Source organism: Paracidobacterium acidisoli, from assembly GCF_003428625.2.
GTDB classification, from domain to species: Bacteria; Acidobacteriota; Terriglobia; order Terriglobales; family Acidobacteriaceae; genus Paracidobacterium; species Paracidobacterium acidisoli.
Map to the genome: position 1 here is coordinate 101801 of NZ_QVQT02000006.1, position 17465 is coordinate 119265.

Consider the following 17465-nt stretch of genomic DNA (forward strand, 5'->3'; position numbering starts at 1 on the left):
TTTACCGGTGCAGCCACATGCGGAGAGCGGAGAGCAACTGCTCCGTGTTTACCGGTTTGGCCAGATATTCGGAAGCGCCCGCTTCAAGGCACTTTTCGCGATCGCCCTTCATTGCCTTCGCGGTGAGGGCGATGATGGGCAGGCGGCGCAGCGAAGCATTCTGCCGGATTCTCTGCATGGTTTCATAGCCATCCATCTCCGGCATCATGATGTCCATGAGGACGATGGCGAGGTCGGGAGTGGAGTCGATGGTTTCGATGGCTTCGCGTCCGGTGCCGGCGGCCAGCACGGTCATGCCGCGCCGCTCGAGCACGCTGCTGAGCGCGAAGATGTTGCGCACGTCGTCATCGACGACCAGCACCTTGCGGCCGACGAGGGCCTCGTCGGAGTCGTGCAGGCGGTCGAGCATGCGCTGCTTGCCGGGCGGAAGGTCGGCCACGACGCGATGCAGAAAGAGCGCGGTCTCATCGAGCAGACGCTCGGGAGATTCGACATCCTTGACGACGACGCTGCGGGCGAGGGTGTGCAGACGCGCATCCTCTTCGTGGGTCAGTTCCCTGCCGGTGAAGACGACGACGGGGATATCGCGCAGATCGGCCTTCCGGCGCAGCTCTTCGAGAACGTCGAATCCGCTCATATCGGGAAGGCGAAGATCGAGCACGACGCAGTCGCAGGTTCCGCTTTCGAGGGCACGCAACGCTTCGGCTCCGGAGCCGACGAGGTCGATATCGATGTCTTCATGCCAGAGCAGCTCACGGATGGCCATCTGCTCGACACGATTGTCTTCGACGACGAGCAGGCGGCGGCGGCTTCGAAGGGTGTAATCGCGGATGCGGGTGAGCGCGCTTTCGAGCTCGTCGGAGGTGGTGGGCTTGGTGACGAAGGCGAAGGCGCCGCGCGAGAGGCCGTGATGGCGGTCATCGTCGAGGGTAAGCATCTGGACGGGAATGTGGCGGGTCTTTAGATCCTGCTTGAGATGGTTGAGGACGGTCCAGCCGAGCATGTCGGGAAGGAAGACGTCGAGCGAGATGGCGGCGGGGTGGTATTCGCGGGCGAGCTCCAGCGCCTCGCTGCCGGTGGATGCGATGAGCACTTTGAATCCCTTGTCACGGGAGAGATCGCAGAGCATGCGGGCGTAGTGCGGATCGTCTTCCACGATGAGGAGCACGGCGTCGCCGGGCTGAAGATGGTCGCGGTCGTCTTCCGCGTGCGCCGCCTGCTCGGCCACTCCGGAGCTGCCGAGCAGAGCGGGGATGACGGAGTAAGCGCTCTTTTCCTGGCGCGGCAGGTTGGGCACGACCGGCCCGACGTAGGTCTGCGGAAGGTAGAGGGTGAAGGAGCTGCCCTGTCCGGGCGTGCTGTGGAGCTGGATCTCTCCGCCGAGAAGGCTGGCGAGCTCGCGGCTGATGGCGAGACCGAGTCCGGTGCCGCCGTACTTGCGGCTGGTGCCGGCGTCGGCCTGCTGGAAGGCTTCGAAGATGATGCGCTGCTTCTCCGCGGGAATGCCAATGCCGGTGTCAGAGACCTCGAAGGCGATGACGGAGCCGGCACCGCTGAGGATGGGGTGATCGGAGCTCCAGCCGGAGGCGGCGACGGCCACGCTGAGGCGCACGCTGCCCTGCTCAGTAAATTTGAAGGCGTTGGAGAGCAGATTTTTGAGCACCTGCTGCAGACGCTTCGAGTCGGTGACGAGGCTGCGGCTGAGACGCGGGTCGCTTTTGACCTCGAAGAAGAGCCTGCGGTTTTCGGCTTCGTGGCGGAAGGGGCGCGACATGGTGTCGAGCAGGCTGCCGAAGAAGACCTCTTCGGCCTCAACGGAGACGGTTCCGGATTCGATCTTGGAGAGATCGAGGATGTCACCGATGAGGTTGAGTAGGTCGGTACCGGCGCCGTGGATGGTGCGGGCGAACTCGACCTGACGGGGCGTGAGGTTGTGATCGTGATTTTCCGCAAGCTGCTGACCAAGCACGAGGATGCTGTTGAGCGGCGTGCGCAGCTCATGGGACATGTTGGCCAGGAACTCGGATTTGTACTTCGAGGTGAGCGCGAGCTCGCGGGCCTTGGCTTCGAGAGCGCGGCGGGCCTGCTCAATCTCCTGATTTTTGCGCTCGACCTCGGAGTTCTGCTCGGCGAGCTGCTGCGCTTTCTGCGCGAGCTGCTCGTTGGTCTGCTGCAGCTCCTTCTGCTGCGTCTGCAGCTCGGTGGCAAGCTGCTGCGACTGCTTGAGCAGGCCCTCGGTCTGCATGGTGGCCTCAATGGAATTGAGCACGATGCCGATGCTGGCGGTGAGCTGCTCGAGAAAGGCGAGGTGCGAGGCGGTGAAGGCATGGAGCGTGGCGAGCTCGATGACGGCCTTGACGCGGTCCTCAAAGAGGACGGGCAGCACGATGACGTTGCGCGGAACGGATTCGAAGAGGCCGGAGCGGATGGGAACGGTCTGCAGCGGAAGCTCAGTGATGAGCATGCGTTTTTTCTCCGCTGCGCACTGGCCGATGAGGCCTTCGCCGAGGCGAATCTCCTGCGGATAGCCTTCGGTGATGTTGGCGAAGGCAGAGAGCAGAACCAGCTTGCGCGAGCCGTCGCTTTCCATCTGATAGATAACGCCCTGCTGCGCGCCGACGAGCGGGGCAAGCTCGGAGAGCAGAAGACGGCCGACGGTGCCGAGGTCACGCTGGCCCTGCAGCATGGCGGTGAAGCGGGCGAGGTTGGTCTTGAGCCAGTCCTGCTCGGTGTTGCGGTCGGTGGTGAGCCGGAGGTTGTCAATCATCGTGTTGATGTTGTCCTTCAGCTCGGCGACTTCGCCACGGGTTTCCACCTGAATGGAGCGGGTGAGATCGCCTTTGGTGACGGCGGTCGCGACCTCGGCAATGGCGCGCACCTGATTGGTGAGGTTGTCGGCGAGGAGGTTCACGTTGCCGGTGAGATCCTTCCAGGTTCCGGAGGCTCCGGGCACATTGGCCTGACCGCCGAGGCGGCCTTCGACGCCGACTTCACGCGCGACGGTGGTGACCTGATCGGCGAAGGTGGCGAGGGTGTCGGTCATGTTGTTGATGGTCTCGGCCAGCGCGGCGACTTCGCCCTTCGCGTTCACGGTGAGCTTTTGCGTGAGATCGCCGTTGGCAACGGCGGTGACCACCTTGACGATGCCGCGCACCTGCTCGGTGAGGTTGGTGGCCATGACGTTGACGTTGTCGGTGAGGTCCTTCCAGGTTCCGGCAACGCCGGGAACCTGTGCCTGACCGCCGAGCTTGCCGTCGGTGCCGACCTCGCGGGCAACGCGGGTGACTTCGGCGGCGAAGGCATTGAGCTGATCGACCATGGTGTTGATGGTGTTCTTCAGCTCGAGGATTTCGCCCTTCACGTCGACGGCGATCTTGCGCGACAGGTCTCCGCGAGCAACGGCGGTGGTGACCTCGGCGATGTTGCGCACCTGCTCGGTGAGGTTGGTGGCCATGACGTTGACGTTGTCGGTGAGGTCCTTCCAGGTTCCGGCAACGCCGGGCACCTGCGCCTGGCCGCCGAGCTTGCCGTCGGTGCCGACCTCGCGGGCGACACGCGTGACCTCGGCAGCGAAGGCGTTGAGCTGATCGACCATGGTGTTGATGGTGTCTTTGAGCTCGAGGATTTCGCCCTTCACATCGACGGTGATCTTGCGCGACAGGTTACCGCGGGCGACGGCGGTGGCGACTTCGGCGATGTTGCGGACCTGCGCGGTGAGGTTGCCGGCCATGAAGTTGACGGAGTCGGTGAGGTCCTTCCAGGTGCCGGCAACTCCGGAGACAAGCGCCTGGCCGCCAAGCTTGCCGTCGGTGCCGACCTCACGGGCTACGCGGGTGACCTCACCGGCGAAGGCATTGAGCTGATCGACCATCGTGTTGATGGTGTTCTTCAGCTCAAGGATTTCTCCCTTCACGTCGACGGCGATCTTGCGCGACAGGTCGCCGCGGGCGACGGCGGTGGTGACCTCGGCGATGTTGCGGACCTGCGCGGTAAGGTTGCCGGCCATGGAGTTGACGGAGTCGGTGAGGTCTTTCCAGGTTCCGGCGACGCCGGGGACGTTGGCCTGACCGCCGAGACGGCCTTCGGTGCCGACTTCGCGGGCGACGCGGGTGACTTCGCCGGCGAAGCGGTTGAGCTGATCGACCATCGTGTTCAGCGTTTCCTTGAGCTGCAGGATCTCGCCGCGGACATCGACGGTGATTTTGCGGGAGAGATCGCCGCGGGCGATGGCGGTAGCCACTTCGGCGATGTTGCGGACCTGACCGGTGAGGTTGCCGGCCATGAAGTTGACGTTGTCGGTAAGGTCCTTCCAGGTTCCGGCGACTCCGGGGACGCTGGCCTGGCCGCCGAGCTTGCCTTCGGTGCCGACCTCACGGGCGACGCGGGTGACTTCGCCGGCGAAGCCGTTGAGCTGATCGACCATCGTGTTGATGGTGTCTTTGAGCTCGAGGATTTCGCCCTTCACATCGACAGTGATCTTGCGCGACAGATCGCCGCGGGCGACGGCGGTGGTGACTTCGGCGATGTTGCGGACCTGCGCGGTGAGGTTGCCGGCCATGGCGTTGACCGAGTCGGTGAGATCCTTCCAGGTTCCGGCGACACCGGGGACGACGGCCTGGCCGCCGAGCTTGCCGTCGGTGCCGACCTCGCGGGCAACGCGGGTGACCTCGGAGGCGAAGGAGCGCAGCTGGTCAACCATGGTGTTGATGGCTTCCTTGAGCTGCAGGATCTCGCCGCGCACGTCGACGGTGATTTTGCGCGACAGGTCGCCGCTGGCGACGGCGGTGGCGACTTCGGCAATGTTGCGGACCTGGCCGGTGAGATTGCTGGCCATGGAGTTGACGGAGTCGGTGAGATCCTTCCAGGTTCCGGCGACGCCGGGGACGACGGCCTGGCCGCCGAGCTTGCCGTCGGTGCCGACCTCGCGGGCGACGCGGGTGACCTCGGCGGTGAAGACGCCGAGCTGGTGAATCATGGTATTGACGATGTTGGCGGCGCGGAGGAACTCGCCTTCGAGGGGGCGTCCGTCGACATCGAGGCGGACGGTCTGCGTGAGATTGCCCTGGGCGACGGCGGCGATGGCGCGGGTGACCTCGCTGGTGGGGCGCAGCAGGTCTTCGACGAGGGTGTTGACGGAGACCTCCATCTCGTCCCAGGCGCCGCGGCCTTTCTGCATGCGCATGCGCTCGCGGGTCTTGCCCTCTTTGCCGACGGTCTGGCCGACGCGCTTCAGCTCTGAGGCCATTTGTTCGTTGGCGGAGATGATCTCGTTGAAGTGGTCGGCGATTTTGCCGGGCAGGCCGATCCAGGAGACGGGGAGGCGGGCGCTGAAGTCTCCGTCCTTCATGGTCTGCAGACCCTGGAGGATGACGGCCAGGGTTTCTGACTCGGATTGTTCGACACCATTTCGAGAGCGGTTTTTGCGCACACTCTTCTCGCTGACGGAGGGCGGCAACGTCGTGGACATCGGATCGGGCTCCTGAAGATACCAGACAGTACGGGCACACCAGCCGGAACCGGCGCGGCCGGTGCGGGCGAAAGAGAAACAGGGAAGAAGCTGCGAGGTAGATGCGAAAGATTCAGAGATGGTTGCCAGCGGGTTACCGCTGCCCCGGAAAAGCCGGAACCGCGGCCTCCGGCTCTGCGTACTGGAGCAAAGGCCCCGGCGCGGGCAGATTTCGCGGATAAGGGGAGAGACTGTGGTGGAGTTATTCAGCAATCAGCTCCGGCAGGTGGTGCGCAGGCTTCTGCACGCTCCGATGTTCACGCTCGTCACGCTGCTGACGGTGGCTATCGGCGTGGGCGCGAATATCGCAGTCTTCAGCGTGGTGGAAGGCGTGCTGCTGAAGCCGCTTCCCTACCCGCATGCCGAGAAGCTGGTGGGCCTGTGGCACAAGGCTCCGGCGCTGCACCTGGACAACCTGAACATGGCTCCGTCGAACTACTTTATCTACCGGGAGCAGAACCACTCCTTTACAGATATCGGACTGTACCAGGGAGACTCGGTCAGCGTGACGGGGCAGACGAGCCCGGAGCAGGTGCGGGCTCTTGACGTGACGGACGGCCTGCTGCCGGTGCTGGGGGTGCCTCCGATGCTGGGGCGGTGGTTCAGCCACGCGGACGATGCGCCGGGCAGCCCGAATACGATCCTCCTTAGTTATGGATACTGGCAGAGGCGGTTTGGCGGAAGCCGCTCGGTGCTGGGGCAGAACCTGAAGGTGGACGGCAAGCTGCGGCAGATTATCGGCGTGATGCCGCAGAGCTTCCGGTTTCTGGACTGGGAGCAGCCGGAGCTGTTTCTGCCGCTGCAGCTCGACCGCAACAAGACGACGCTGGGAGAGTTCAGCTACGAGGGGATGGCGCGGCTGCGGCCCAGCGTGACTCAGGAGGCCGCAAACCGCGACGTGGCGCGGATGATTCCGACGGTATGGGGGAGCTTTCCGCCGCCTCCGGGCTTTAGCCTGACGCTGTTCAAACAGCTCAACATGCAGGCGAACGTGCGGCCGCTGCGGCAGGATGTGGTGGGCGACGTGGGCAGCCTGCTGTGGATTCTGATGGGCAGCATCGGCGTGGTGCTGCTGATTGCGTGCGCGAATGTGGCGAATCTGCTGCTGGTGCGGGCGGAGGGCCGGCACCAGGAGCTGGCGGTGTGCTCGGCGCTGGGCGCGAGCCGGGCGCGGATTGCCGGTGAATTTCTGCTGGAGAGCTTTGTGATCGGGCTGGCGGGAAGCGCGCTGGGGCTGACGCTTGCCTGGGGCGCGCTGCGCCTGCTGATCGCGATGGCTCCGGAGGGCCTGCCGCGGGTGCACGATATCGGGATCGATCTGCCGGGGCTGGCCTTTACGGCCGGGGTGGCCCTGCTGTGCAGCCTGCTGTTCGGATGCATTCCGGCGCTGCGTTATGCGAGCGCGCGGCCGGGAACGGGGATGCGTGAAGGCGGACGCACGCTGAGCCAGGGACGCGAACGGCATCGCACGCGGAACATTCTGGTGGTGGTGCAGGTGAGTCTGGCCTTTGTGCTGCTGATCTGCTCGGGGCTGATGATACGGACCTTCCGCGCGCTGACGCACGTCGCTCCGGGATACGACACGACGGCGCCGATTCTGACGCTTCACATCGATATTCCGGAGGCGGAAATACCGGACCCGGTGAAGGTGGTGAGGACGCAGTCGGCGATTCTCGACAAGCTGGCCGCGATTCCCTCGGTGACCTCGGCAGCGCTGGCGAACTCCGTTCCGATGGATGGAGGAGCGTGGCATGACCCGGTGTACGCGCAGGACCGGAACTACACGGATGGCTCGATGCCCGCGCTGCGGCTGTTCAAGTTTTATTCGCCGGGGATGTTTCGCACGCTCGGCATTCCGCTGGTGGCGGGGCGGGATTTTACCTGGACAGACACCTACGACAAGCTGCCGGTTGCCATCGTGTCAGAAAACTTTGCGCGCGAGTACTGGGGAAGCGCGCAGAAGGCGCTGGGCAGACGGATTCGGGTGAGCACGAAGGACGACTGGCGCGAGGTAATCGGCGTAGCCGGCGACGTGCATGACGAAGGGATGAGCAAGGACGCGCCAACGATTGCGTACTGGCCGATCATGATGAATCACTTTGAGAGCAACGATGTCCAGGTACGCCGCTATGTGATGCTGGCCATTCGCGGTCCGCTGGCCGGATCGCAGGGGCTGATGAACCAGGTGCGCCAGGCGGTGTGGTCGGTGGATGCCAATCTGCCGCTGGCCGATGTGCATCCTCTGGACTACTACTACACGAAGTCGATGGCGCGCACGTCGTTCACGCTGGCGATGCTGGGCGTGGCGGCGGGCATGGCTCTGCTGCTGGGCATTGTGGGACTTTACGGAGTGATTGCCTACTCGGCGTCGCAGCGGAGGCGCGAGATCGGGATCAGGATTGCGCTCGGCGCGCAGCGGAACCGGATCATCGGCATGTTCGTGCAGCAGGGGCTGGTGCTGACGGCGGCCGGCATTGTGTGCGGAATACTGGTGGCGCTGGCGGTAACGCGGCTGCTGTCGTCGCTGCTCTTTCATGTGAGCCCGATCGATCCGATCACCTATGGCTGCGCGTGCCTCGCCCTGAGCGCGGCGGCGGCGCTTGCGAGCTACATTCCTTCGCGGCGCACGACGGCGGTGGACCCGGTGGAGGCGCTTCGCGCCGAATGAGACGGCGGAAGGCTGACGCGATGGAGGAAATCGGGGGCGCCTCTTCTGCTCTGCGTGCAGGCATGGCAAAATGGATAGTACGAAGCGGCTGTTCGATAGCCGCCTGTCGAGCGGGAGTAGTTCAGTGGCAGAACGTCAGCTTCCCAAGCTGAATGTCGCCGGTTCGATCCCGGTCTCCCGCTCCAGATGCGTTCAAAGTGAAACAGGTTTCCGGCGTTTGCGCCTGCTCCTTACCGTAATTGAAATCAATTCCATTGGCCTGAGTTGCATACAGGCACTAAAGAGCAACTTATGGAGATCGTCGAAAGAGCTGAGCACGACTTAGAGGGTGAAATGCTGCCTCGACCGGCTCGCGGCAGCGGTATGAAGAAGGTTTGAAGTCCGTCTCTCCCTGCCAGTCCGGAGGCCTGTCAGTCGCGTGCAGTATGTGGCAGATCGTCGATGATCTGTTCTGCTCTTTCCAGAGATGCGTACTGCATCGCGTATGACGGGGTATCCATGATGAGTCTCAGAAAGGCTTCGAAGGTATCCCGCTTCAGCCGGCGGGCAGGCAGCATACCGCCTTCATTGAGAGAGCTGAGTGAGCGGAGCGGGGAGAGACGCTCTGCATATCCGGCAGACGATGGGTTGTATTCCGGAAACACGATATGCGTGAGCCGTTGCGGCTGAGCGGCGAGGCGAGGCGGATGCAGCAGGCGTATTTTCATTCCGTCGGAGCGCAGATGGACAGGTGCGGCGGCCAGTTGCGGCCACTCATGAGCGAGCACATTCCAGCTTCCTTCTTTCAGGCTGACAGGAAAGTGAAGTGGAGATACGGAAGCTGTATCCAGATGCAGCAGCGTGGGCTCGTCGGCCAGCAGATCGAAGCCCCGGGCCACCAGGTGCGCCGTCAGAGTACTTTTGCCGGACTCGCGCGGCGCACAGAGCATCACTCCCCTGCCCTGACCGGCCACCATCGCTGCGTGAAAGGCGATATCGTATTGCGCTTCGGCATAGAGCAGGGCCCGCGCGGCATGCAGAAGGCCTAATCCAATCTGCTTACCCTGAAGGCCGGACAGAAATTCGCCGCCATTTATATGGATGGCCCAGCGATTTCCTTTCTGCTGTGCCTGCAAATGGCATTGAGCAGGCCGAGTGGTTACCGAACAGTTACGAAAATAATCAAGGCAAAGATTCTGGAACGGCCCGGCGGGATATTCGAGAAAGACGGGAATGCCGTGGATCTCGAGATTGGCGGACAAAGGATCATGCAGTGCCGGCCACTCCGGAGATGTGTCTTCGCCAGGAAAGATTCCCTGAGAGAGCGCGTGGATGGTTTCCAGTCCATCTTCCGATGCCGCGGGCGGCGAGGAGAAGCGGCTTCCATCGTGAGAGGCTCTCAGCTCGTGAACGCCAACCCCTGCATTGAAGGCACGATACGCGGCCACCCCGGCGGCATCGAGGCCGACAAAGCGGTTCTGCGTTTCTGAAAAGACGACCCCTCCGCCATCCACAAGATAGAGGCATTGGCCCGGGTATGTGCTGTCGAGGCGATGTAGTTTTCTGTCCATGTCCTGCCTTGAGTGCCGGGATCAAAAAAAGACGGTCTGCCGGTCTCCGGCTGAGAGTAAATTTTCAGTCCGGAACTATTAACCATGATGCAAATAGCGCGGGTAGACAGTCTTGTATTGAATGTTACTTAAGTTATGCGACTTTATTTAAAGAATTAACTTTCTCATTTTGCTTATTTCGTTTACCGTGTTGCAGGAAAAATTCTTCCAAGCGGCAAAGCATCCAGACCGCATGCATAGCTGATCCTCTTCTTTCCTTCGACCTGCAGACCTGCGCTACGGCTTAGCGACATCGATGCCCTGCGCCCAAACTGCTGTATATAACCGGAGGCTTTGAAATGGGTACCCCTTACATTGGCGAAATACGCATGGCAGGGTTTAATTTTGCACCCGTCGGCTGGGCTTTCTGCAACGGCCAGACACTACCTATCTCGGAATACAGCGCGCTCTTTAACCTGATCGGCACAACGTACGGCGGAGACGGAATCAATACCTTCAGTCTTCCCAATCTGCAGGGCCGGATTCCTTTTCATCAGGGAACGTCCGCCGGCAACACAATGGTGCTGGGGCAGATCTCGGGTTCGGAAAGCGTCACGCTCATCACCAGCCAGATTCCTGCGCACACGCATGCCCTGAATGCGAATTCGGCAGCGGGCTCGCAGCCGTCTCCCGGAAACGGGATGTGGGCGGCCTCCAATCTGGATGAGTATTCCACGGAAGCAGCAGCGCATGCGATGGCTCCAAGCGCGATTCTTCCGACGGGCGGCAGCCTGCCGCACGATAATATGCCGCCTTTTCTTGTGGTGAATTTCATCATCTCCCTGTTCGGCGTTTATCCGAGCCAGAGCTGAATCCCAAACGCAGAGGATCTCTATGTCGACACAGTTTCTCTCTGAAATCAGAGCCGTGAGTTTTAACTTTCCTCCGAAGGGCTGGGCATTCTGCAACGGACAGACTCTTCCCATCGACCAGAATCAGGCGCTGTTTTCGCTGCTGGGGACGACCTACGGCGGAGACGGCATAAGGACCTTTCAGCTTCCGAACCTGCAGGCCATGATGCCGGTTCATGCGGGGAATGGATTCACGCTGGGACAAGCCGGAGGCGAGGTCAACCACACGCTCATTCAGCCGGAGATGCCCGCTCACAACCATTCTGCGCAAGGCGTATCGAGTAATGCCACTTCGCCGTCCGCGGAAGCGAATACCTGGGCCTCCTCCTCGCATAACCCTTACAGCACGGCGCGAAACACGACGCTGAGTCCGGCGGCTCTCAGCCAGACCGGCGGCAGCCAGCCCCATAACAACATGCCTCCCTGCCTGACGCTGACCTTCATCATCGCGCTGCAGGGAATTTACCCGTCACGCAGCTAACCATCGCGTAACTGAGAGGAAAGGACCTGACGCATGGCTGACCCATTTGTAGGGGAAATTCGAATCGTGCCGTTCAATTTCGCGCCCATCGGCTGGGCACTGTGCAATGGACAGCTTATAGCCATCGCTCAGAACACCGCGCTGTTTTCGCTGCTGGGGACACAGTTTGGCGGCGACGGCAGAAGCACATTCGGACTGCCGAACCTGCAGGGCAACGCGCCCATGAATCAGGGCAATGGCGCGGGTCTGACTCCGCGAACCATGGGTGAGACCGGCGGAGAGCCATCGGTCACGCTGACGATATCGGAGATCCCCGCCCATCCGCACACGGCGATGTGCGCTTCGGCCAGCACCACCGGCACTCCGGGCCCCACGATCGTTTTCGGCGGCGGCGGACGAGGAAAGGAACCGGCCTACGCGCCCGCGTCGCAGCCAAATGCGGCCCTGATGAACCCGCTGGCGGTTGCGATGACGGGAAGCAGCCAGCCCCACAACAACCTGCCGCCTTATCTGACTCTGAATTTCATCATCGCTCTGCAGGGAATCTTTCCGCCACGTTCGTAAAGACATCGATGAAGGAACAGATCACATTACGCGACGCGACTGCGGAGGATCTGCCGTTTCTCGCCCTTGTTTACTGGGATACGCGCCGGCAGGAAGTGGATGCGTGGGGATGGCCGCCGGAGCAGCAGAAGCTGTTTCTCGAGATGCAGTTCCATGCGCGGCGTCAGTGGTATCGCGCAGCTTATCCGAACGCGGCCGATTACATCATCTGTCATGAAAATGCGGCCGTGGGGTACATGGTGGTCAGCCGGGATGATGCAGAGGAGCAACTGATCGATATCGCGCTGCTCGGCGAATACAGAAATCACGGCATCGGTACAAGCCTGCTGCGCAGGCTTCTTGAGGAGTGCGAGGCACGCGGCCGCGCTCTGCGCCTGCAGGCACTGAAGAGCAATCCGGCCATCCGGCTCTATCAGCGTCTGGGATTCGTGCAGTCAGGCGCCGACGATATGTACGCACAGCTCCAGTGGCGGCCACCCGCGCACTGAAAGGACCCGCATGTCGGAAGATCTCACTCCCGGTGATTTTGCTCCGCATCTCCACCTGCACTTTCGCGTTGCGCAGGCGGCGGACTACGAACTGGAGCTGGCAGAGATTGCCGATCACTCCAATGCACATCTCGAACAGTTTTCTCTGATCTTTACAGGAGCGGCCTCTCCCTGGCTTAAACAGGGCCTGTATACGCTCACACATCCGCACACGCCGGAGTACGAGCTCTTTCTGGTGCCGACCGGACCGGAAGCCGGAGCGATGCGGTACGAGGCAGTCTTTTCACGCTTTCTCCATGCACCGATGTCCTGATCGGCTCTTCCTGAATCTGCTCTGTTCCCGTCCTGCCTTTTTCTCGTTGAGGCTAAGTCGTTACTCTCCGGCAGTTATACCGGTAAGGGAGTTGGAGGTAAAAATGTTTTCGTCCCCCACGAATCGCCGTTCGTTCTTCGCTCACGTCCCTGTGGTTCTGCTCTCCGTTCTGGCAGGCATTGCGCTGTGCATGGATACAGCGTATGGACAGCAGAACGTCCTCGCTTCGCCTCAACAGTTACAGACCCGTCCCCTGCATGTTCAGCTCGCTGGCGAACAGCCTCGTCCTCTTGCGATGGTTTCGGGCGACTTTGACGAAGACGGCGTCCAGGACCTTGCCGTCGGCTACGGCCTGACGAAGGGCGGCTCCATCCTGCTGCTGAAGGGGAACCTCGACGCGCGCGCTCCGCAGACGCAGGCGAGCTGGGAGGCCGCGGGACGACACCAGTATTCAGACCCCTATCTGCAGAGCTCGAAACCGGTTTCCGTTGCCGCAGAGCCTGACCTGATGATCGCTGCGGACGTAAACGGCGATGGGCATCTGGACGTGGTGTACGCAACGAAGGGCAGCACCACGCTGAACGTGATGTTCGGCGACGGCAAAGGAAACTTCCGCGCTCCGGTGAGCGCATCCGTTGCGGGAGGCATCACGGCACTGGCCTCTTATCGTCCCGGTTCGCCGTTGTCGGGCGAAGCGATTATCGCCGGCACTCAGTCGAATAACGGAGCCCGGCTGTCGGTTCTGACGTACAGCGGAACCGCGCTGACCGCGCGTGCCGCGTATCCTCTGCCTGGCGCGGCGACTGCGATGACGGCCGCCAATCTCGACGCCGATCTCATTCCCGATATCGCGGTCGTTGCGGGTGGAAAGGTGATGATCCTGCATGGCAAAACCGCACTTTCGGGACGCGGCTCGCTGACTACGGTGCCGGTCAGCGGCGCTGAATCGGTAACAACGGGAGAGTTTCTTTTCGATCGCCATGCGCAGCTGCAGCTGGCGGTGCTGACCACCAGCGGCGATGTGGTGATTCTGGCGCACAGCGGCTTCGATCCCCGGCCCTACACGCCGCAGCAGATTGCGCAAACACGCCGCCGCGGCAATTCCGAGTCGCTGGCCCAGCAGGCCGGCAACAACGGAAATGAACCCTGGGTGGAGGTTGAAACGAACACCGGGGCAGCCGCGTCCAGCACGGATGGCAAGCCCCCTATCCTGCTGCGCTCGCGGATATCGGGCAGCGGTGGCGACGATCTTGTCGTCGTCAACTCCTCGCAGCAGCAGCGCACCCTTATCAGCCACGCCGCGGTTTCTTCGCAGAGCTCCGTCGCTGCAGAAACCAGCCGTGTGACTTCCGACAACATCGCATCCGACAATGTGGTCGCCGCCGTGTCCTCGCAGGTGACGCCGGCCACGAGCCATGGTCTGGTATTACTCAGCGCCGATAACATATCGCCGGATTTCACCGTGCCCAGCACGGGAAACACCTTCTATGTGAATACACCGGCAGACAACACCGGAACGACGACTGATCCCGATGACGGCACACGCTGCACATCGGGTTCGAGCGAGGTTTGCACGCTGCGGGATGCAGTCACGTTTGCGAACAACGATGCGTCCGACAACATCAGCGCGGGCAAGTCGGACACGATTATGGTCCCGGCGGGAACCTATACCCTTACCTGGCAGAAGGGAACGACCGATGCAAATACCAATGCGGTGACGCACCTGGAGATCCTGGGACCGGTGACCATCATCGGCACGACGACCGGCGGCGGCACGATTATCAGCGGCGGCAACAACGACACGGTCTTCACCATCAACCCGGGCATGTTTGGATCGGAAAACCCCAGCGGCAACAGCTACGTCTTCGATACCACCCTTGAAAATCTGACTATCGAGAACGGCAAAAATACAAACAACATCAATAACAATGGCCTGGCGAACTTCGTTGGCGGAGGGCTGAACTGGGATGCCGACGGCACCGGCAATCTGACGCTGACCAACACCGTGGTTGAGAACAACACTGTGCTGTGGGGACCTGGCGGCGGCATCTGGGCACAAAACTCCGCCGGCGGGGGCACCGGAACGCTCACGATCAGTGGAGGCAGCATCGCAAATAACTCCACACCGGAGCTGGGCGGCGGCATACAGACTGCCTTCCCACCTGCCGCAGTCTCCATCACCAATACGACCATCACCGGCAACAAGGCACAGATAAGCATCAATCCAGGCGATGGAGATGCCGACGGGTCAGGCGGCGGATTGTATCTTGAGGGCCGTCAGCCACCACCCGCCACGCCTCAATCCACGCTGTCCGGCGTCACGATCAGCTCCAACACGGCGGCCAATGACAATGGCGGCGGCATCGCGACCTTTACAGGGGTTCTTATCAGCGGATCGCTCTTCAGCAGCAATTCGACCGGAGGCTCCGGCGGCGGCATCTGGAGCAACCCTGCCGGCGATGGATCGCAAACCACCATCACCAGCTCGAATTTCCTGACCAACTCCGCCTCCGGGACCGGCGGCGCGATCGCGCTGGGTATCGAAACTCAGGCGGAGGGAAACATCCTGAATGTCAGCCTGAGCCGTATCGTCGGCAATACCGCGACCGGCGGTGGAAGCGGACTGGCGAATGGAGTATCCGGCGAAGGAGCGGGCGAGGCCATCGCTACCGAAAACTGGTGGGGATGCAACTCCGGCCCGGCGACGGCGAGCGACGGATGCGATCAGGCTGTTCTCGAGAACGGGGCAGGTAGTCTGACGACCGCACCTTACGCGAAGCTGACCTTCACTTCGGATATCATGACCATCCCGCCGGGCGGCAGCATGAATCTTACCGTCGGCCTGAATACCGATTCCAATAACAATACGATTGCCGGGGCCTTCCCCGCAGTGGCGACCAACTATCCCTATACCTTCAACGTAACCGGAGTGACGGCCGACCCGGCGCTCACCACCGGAACATTCAATACCTCCGGCGTGGGCACCGCGGTTCTTACGCCGTCCACTACCGGCAGTGGAATGGTGACGGTCACCTTCGACAATCAGACCGACAACATCAACTTCACTGCGCAGGGCGCGACGGCCACATCGCTGTCGATCACGGCGATTCCCAGCACGACATTCCTGTATGGCCAGCCTTCCGGCTTTACCGTTCAGCTGACACCGAGCAATGCCACGGGGATTACGGCGGCCAACTTCCAGGTCACGGTGGATGGCGCCAGCAACATCGGCGGAAGCTCCTTTGGGCTGATTCTGATCGGGAATAACGACTATCAGATCTTTGGACCATTTAACCTGCTGTCTCCCGGCGGGCATAGTCTTGCGGTCAAATTCCTGGGCACCACCAACTTCGCCGCCAGCAGCACCAGCACTCCGCTGAATGTTTTGGCCGGAACCGTAACCATTGGGTCCACGGTCACGCCCACGAATCCCCTCCTGGGACAGGGAGGAAGCGTTGCGGTCAGCGTCGCCGGAGTGGGCACAGGAGCGGTACCGACGGGCTCGCTGAGCTACGCATTCGACGGTGGAAGCAGTAACGTCGTATCTCTGGCCGGCGGCGCTGCAACCATTCCGATTCCAACGACGCTGAGCGCGGGAAGCCACTCCCTGGCCATTACCTACAGCGGCGATGGAAACTACGCCACTGCGTCAACCTCGGTGCCATTCACGGTCTTCGGTCCGTCGCAGACGAGAATCGCATCGCTGACGCCAACGACGGCCACGATCGACGTGTTCGGCTTCGGCTTCACAGCTCCAAGCGGTCAGCTGTCCTTCACCGACGTGACATCAGGCAGTCCCGTTGCCGCGCCGGTGACGCTCAATACAGCCTCGGCGGCGCCGTCTCTGCTGCCCCAGGTGACCACCAGCACCGGCGCGAACAGTCTTCCTGTCTGGACGGACCTGGCAGACGTGAATGGAGATGGAAATCCGGACCTGATTACATCGGTATTCGGTACGGATTCCATCAACGTGCAGCTGGGCAACGGCAACGGAACCTTTGGAGCGGCGACCTCCATTCTGATCTCGGCAGGATTTGGTCCGGCTGAGGTGCATGCCGTAAGCCTGCGCGGAAACGGCACGATGGACCTGGTCGTCGGCAGCTTCAATGTCAATCAGATTGCCGTGCTGCTGGGCAACGGCAACGGAACCTTTCAGCCCCCGACCCTCTACACCGTCGGCACGGCGGCCAGTACTCCCACTTCGCTGACTACGGGAGACTTTAACCACGACGGCAACCTGGACGTAGCGGCTGCGAACACGGGGAATAACAACATCAGTATCCTTCTCGGCAACGGCAGCGGCGCTCTGACGCCGCTGGGCGCGCCCATCGCGGTCGGACGCGATCCCGAAGCGATTCGCTCCGGCGACTTCAACAGCGACGGCTATTCCGACCTGGCCGTAGCAAACTACGGTGACGGCACGGTTACCATCCTCCTGAACAACAAAAACGGAACGTTTGCAGCCAGCCACATTACCACTGGAGCTGGTCCGCAGGCCCTGGCGATCAACGGTACCGGAACAAATCTGTTACTCGCAGTGGCAAACTACCTCGGCAACACAGTAAGCGTGCTGCCGAGCAATAACGACGGCACATTCGGCACGGCGAAGGTGGTTTCTGTCGGCCGCGGACCGGACGAAGTAAGATTCGCCGATTTCAACGGAGACAGTATTCCCGACCTGGCCGTTGCGAACTATACAGACGGCACGGTCAGCCTGGTGCTGGGGAGCTCCGGCGGAAGCTATACGGCGCTGTCTCCATTCCAGGTGGGGAACAATCCCTATTCCGCCGCTGTCGGCGATATCGATCGTGACGGAACTCCTGATCTGGTAGTAGCCAACTGCTTCAGCAACAATACCGGCGTGCTGCTGGGCGGAACGCAGATCTCCGTGCCCTACAGCGGTCTCGCGCTCACCCCCGGAGATACGCTCCACGCCACCTATACACCCGACGGCAGCAGCAAATACGGGTCAAGCACCTCTCCCAATGTCACAGCTCCATAGCAG

9 protein-coding genes and 1 tRNA gene are annotated in these 17465 nt (G+C 61.8%); 8 read left to right on the top strand and 2 right to left on the bottom strand.

The annotated features are described in order from the left end of the window. Position 1 precedes the first annotated feature (1 nt). A complete protein-coding gene (locus D0Y96_RS16405) occupies positions 2 to 5467 on the bottom strand; it encodes a HAMP domain-containing protein (RefSeq protein WP_117302086.1) in 5466 nt (1821 codons plus the stop codon). Positions 5468 to 5699: 232 nt separating this feature from the next. Here D0Y96_RS16405 and D0Y96_RS16410 point away from each other — a divergent pair, with 232 nt between their 5' ends. Next, positions 5700 to 8174, top strand: coding sequence for an ABC transporter permease (locus D0Y96_RS16410; RefSeq protein WP_350449103.1), 2475 nt, complete (start codon positions 5700 to 5702; stop codon positions 8172 to 8174). A 110-nt stretch (positions 8175 to 8284) separates the two neighbouring features. Then, positions 8285 to 8359, top strand: a tRNA-Gly gene (locus tag D0Y96_RS16415). Positions 8360 to 8584: 225 nt separating this feature from the next. On the opposite strand, the gene D0Y96_RS16420 is transcribed toward D0Y96_RS16415, so the two are convergent. Further along, positions 8585 to 9724 carry a hypothetical protein gene (locus tag D0Y96_RS16420; RefSeq protein WP_117302090.1) on the bottom strand — a complete coding sequence of 380 codons (1140 nt, stop codon included), beginning with the start codon at positions 9722 to 9724 and terminating at the stop codon, positions 8585 to 8587. Positions 9725 to 10092: 368 nt separating this feature from the next. Here D0Y96_RS16420 and D0Y96_RS16425 point away from each other — a divergent pair, with 368 nt between their 5' ends. The 6 genes from D0Y96_RS16425 to D0Y96_RS16450 all read left to right on the top strand — a co-directional run bounded on the left by D0Y96_RS16425 (position 10093) and on the right by D0Y96_RS16450 (position 17462). Next, a complete protein-coding gene (locus D0Y96_RS16425) occupies positions 10093 to 10575 on the top strand; it encodes a phage tail protein (RefSeq protein WP_252263867.1) in 483 nt (160 codons plus the stop codon). 22 nt (positions 10576 to 10597) lie between these two features. Beyond that, a complete protein-coding gene (locus D0Y96_RS16430) occupies positions 10598 to 11095 on the top strand; it encodes a phage tail protein (protein WP_117302094.1) in 498 nt (165 codons plus the stop codon). A 66-nt stretch (positions 11096 to 11161) separates the two neighbouring features. Further along, on the top strand, positions 11162 to 11659 hold the full coding sequence (locus D0Y96_RS16435) for a phage tail protein (protein WP_434090781.1): 498 nt from the start codon (positions 11162 to 11164) through the stop codon (positions 11657 to 11659). Between the two features lie 8 nt (positions 11660 to 11667). Continuing rightward, positions 11668 to 12147, top strand: coding sequence for a GNAT family N-acetyltransferase (locus tag D0Y96_RS16440; RefSeq protein ID WP_117302098.1), 480 nt, complete (start codon positions 11668 to 11670; stop codon positions 12145 to 12147). Positions 12148 to 12157: 10 nt separating this feature from the next. Further along, entirely contained in the window at positions 12158 to 12460 is a 303-nt protein-coding gene (locus D0Y96_RS16445; protein ID WP_117302100.1) for a DUF6916 family protein, read from the top strand. Between the two features lie 103 nt (positions 12461 to 12563). Continuing rightward, on the top strand, positions 12564 to 17462 hold the full coding sequence (locus D0Y96_RS16450) for a beta strand repeat-containing protein (protein WP_158562442.1): 4899 nt from the start codon (positions 12564 to 12566) through the stop codon (positions 17460 to 17462). The last annotated feature ends 3 nt before the right edge of the window (positions 17463 to 17465 follow it).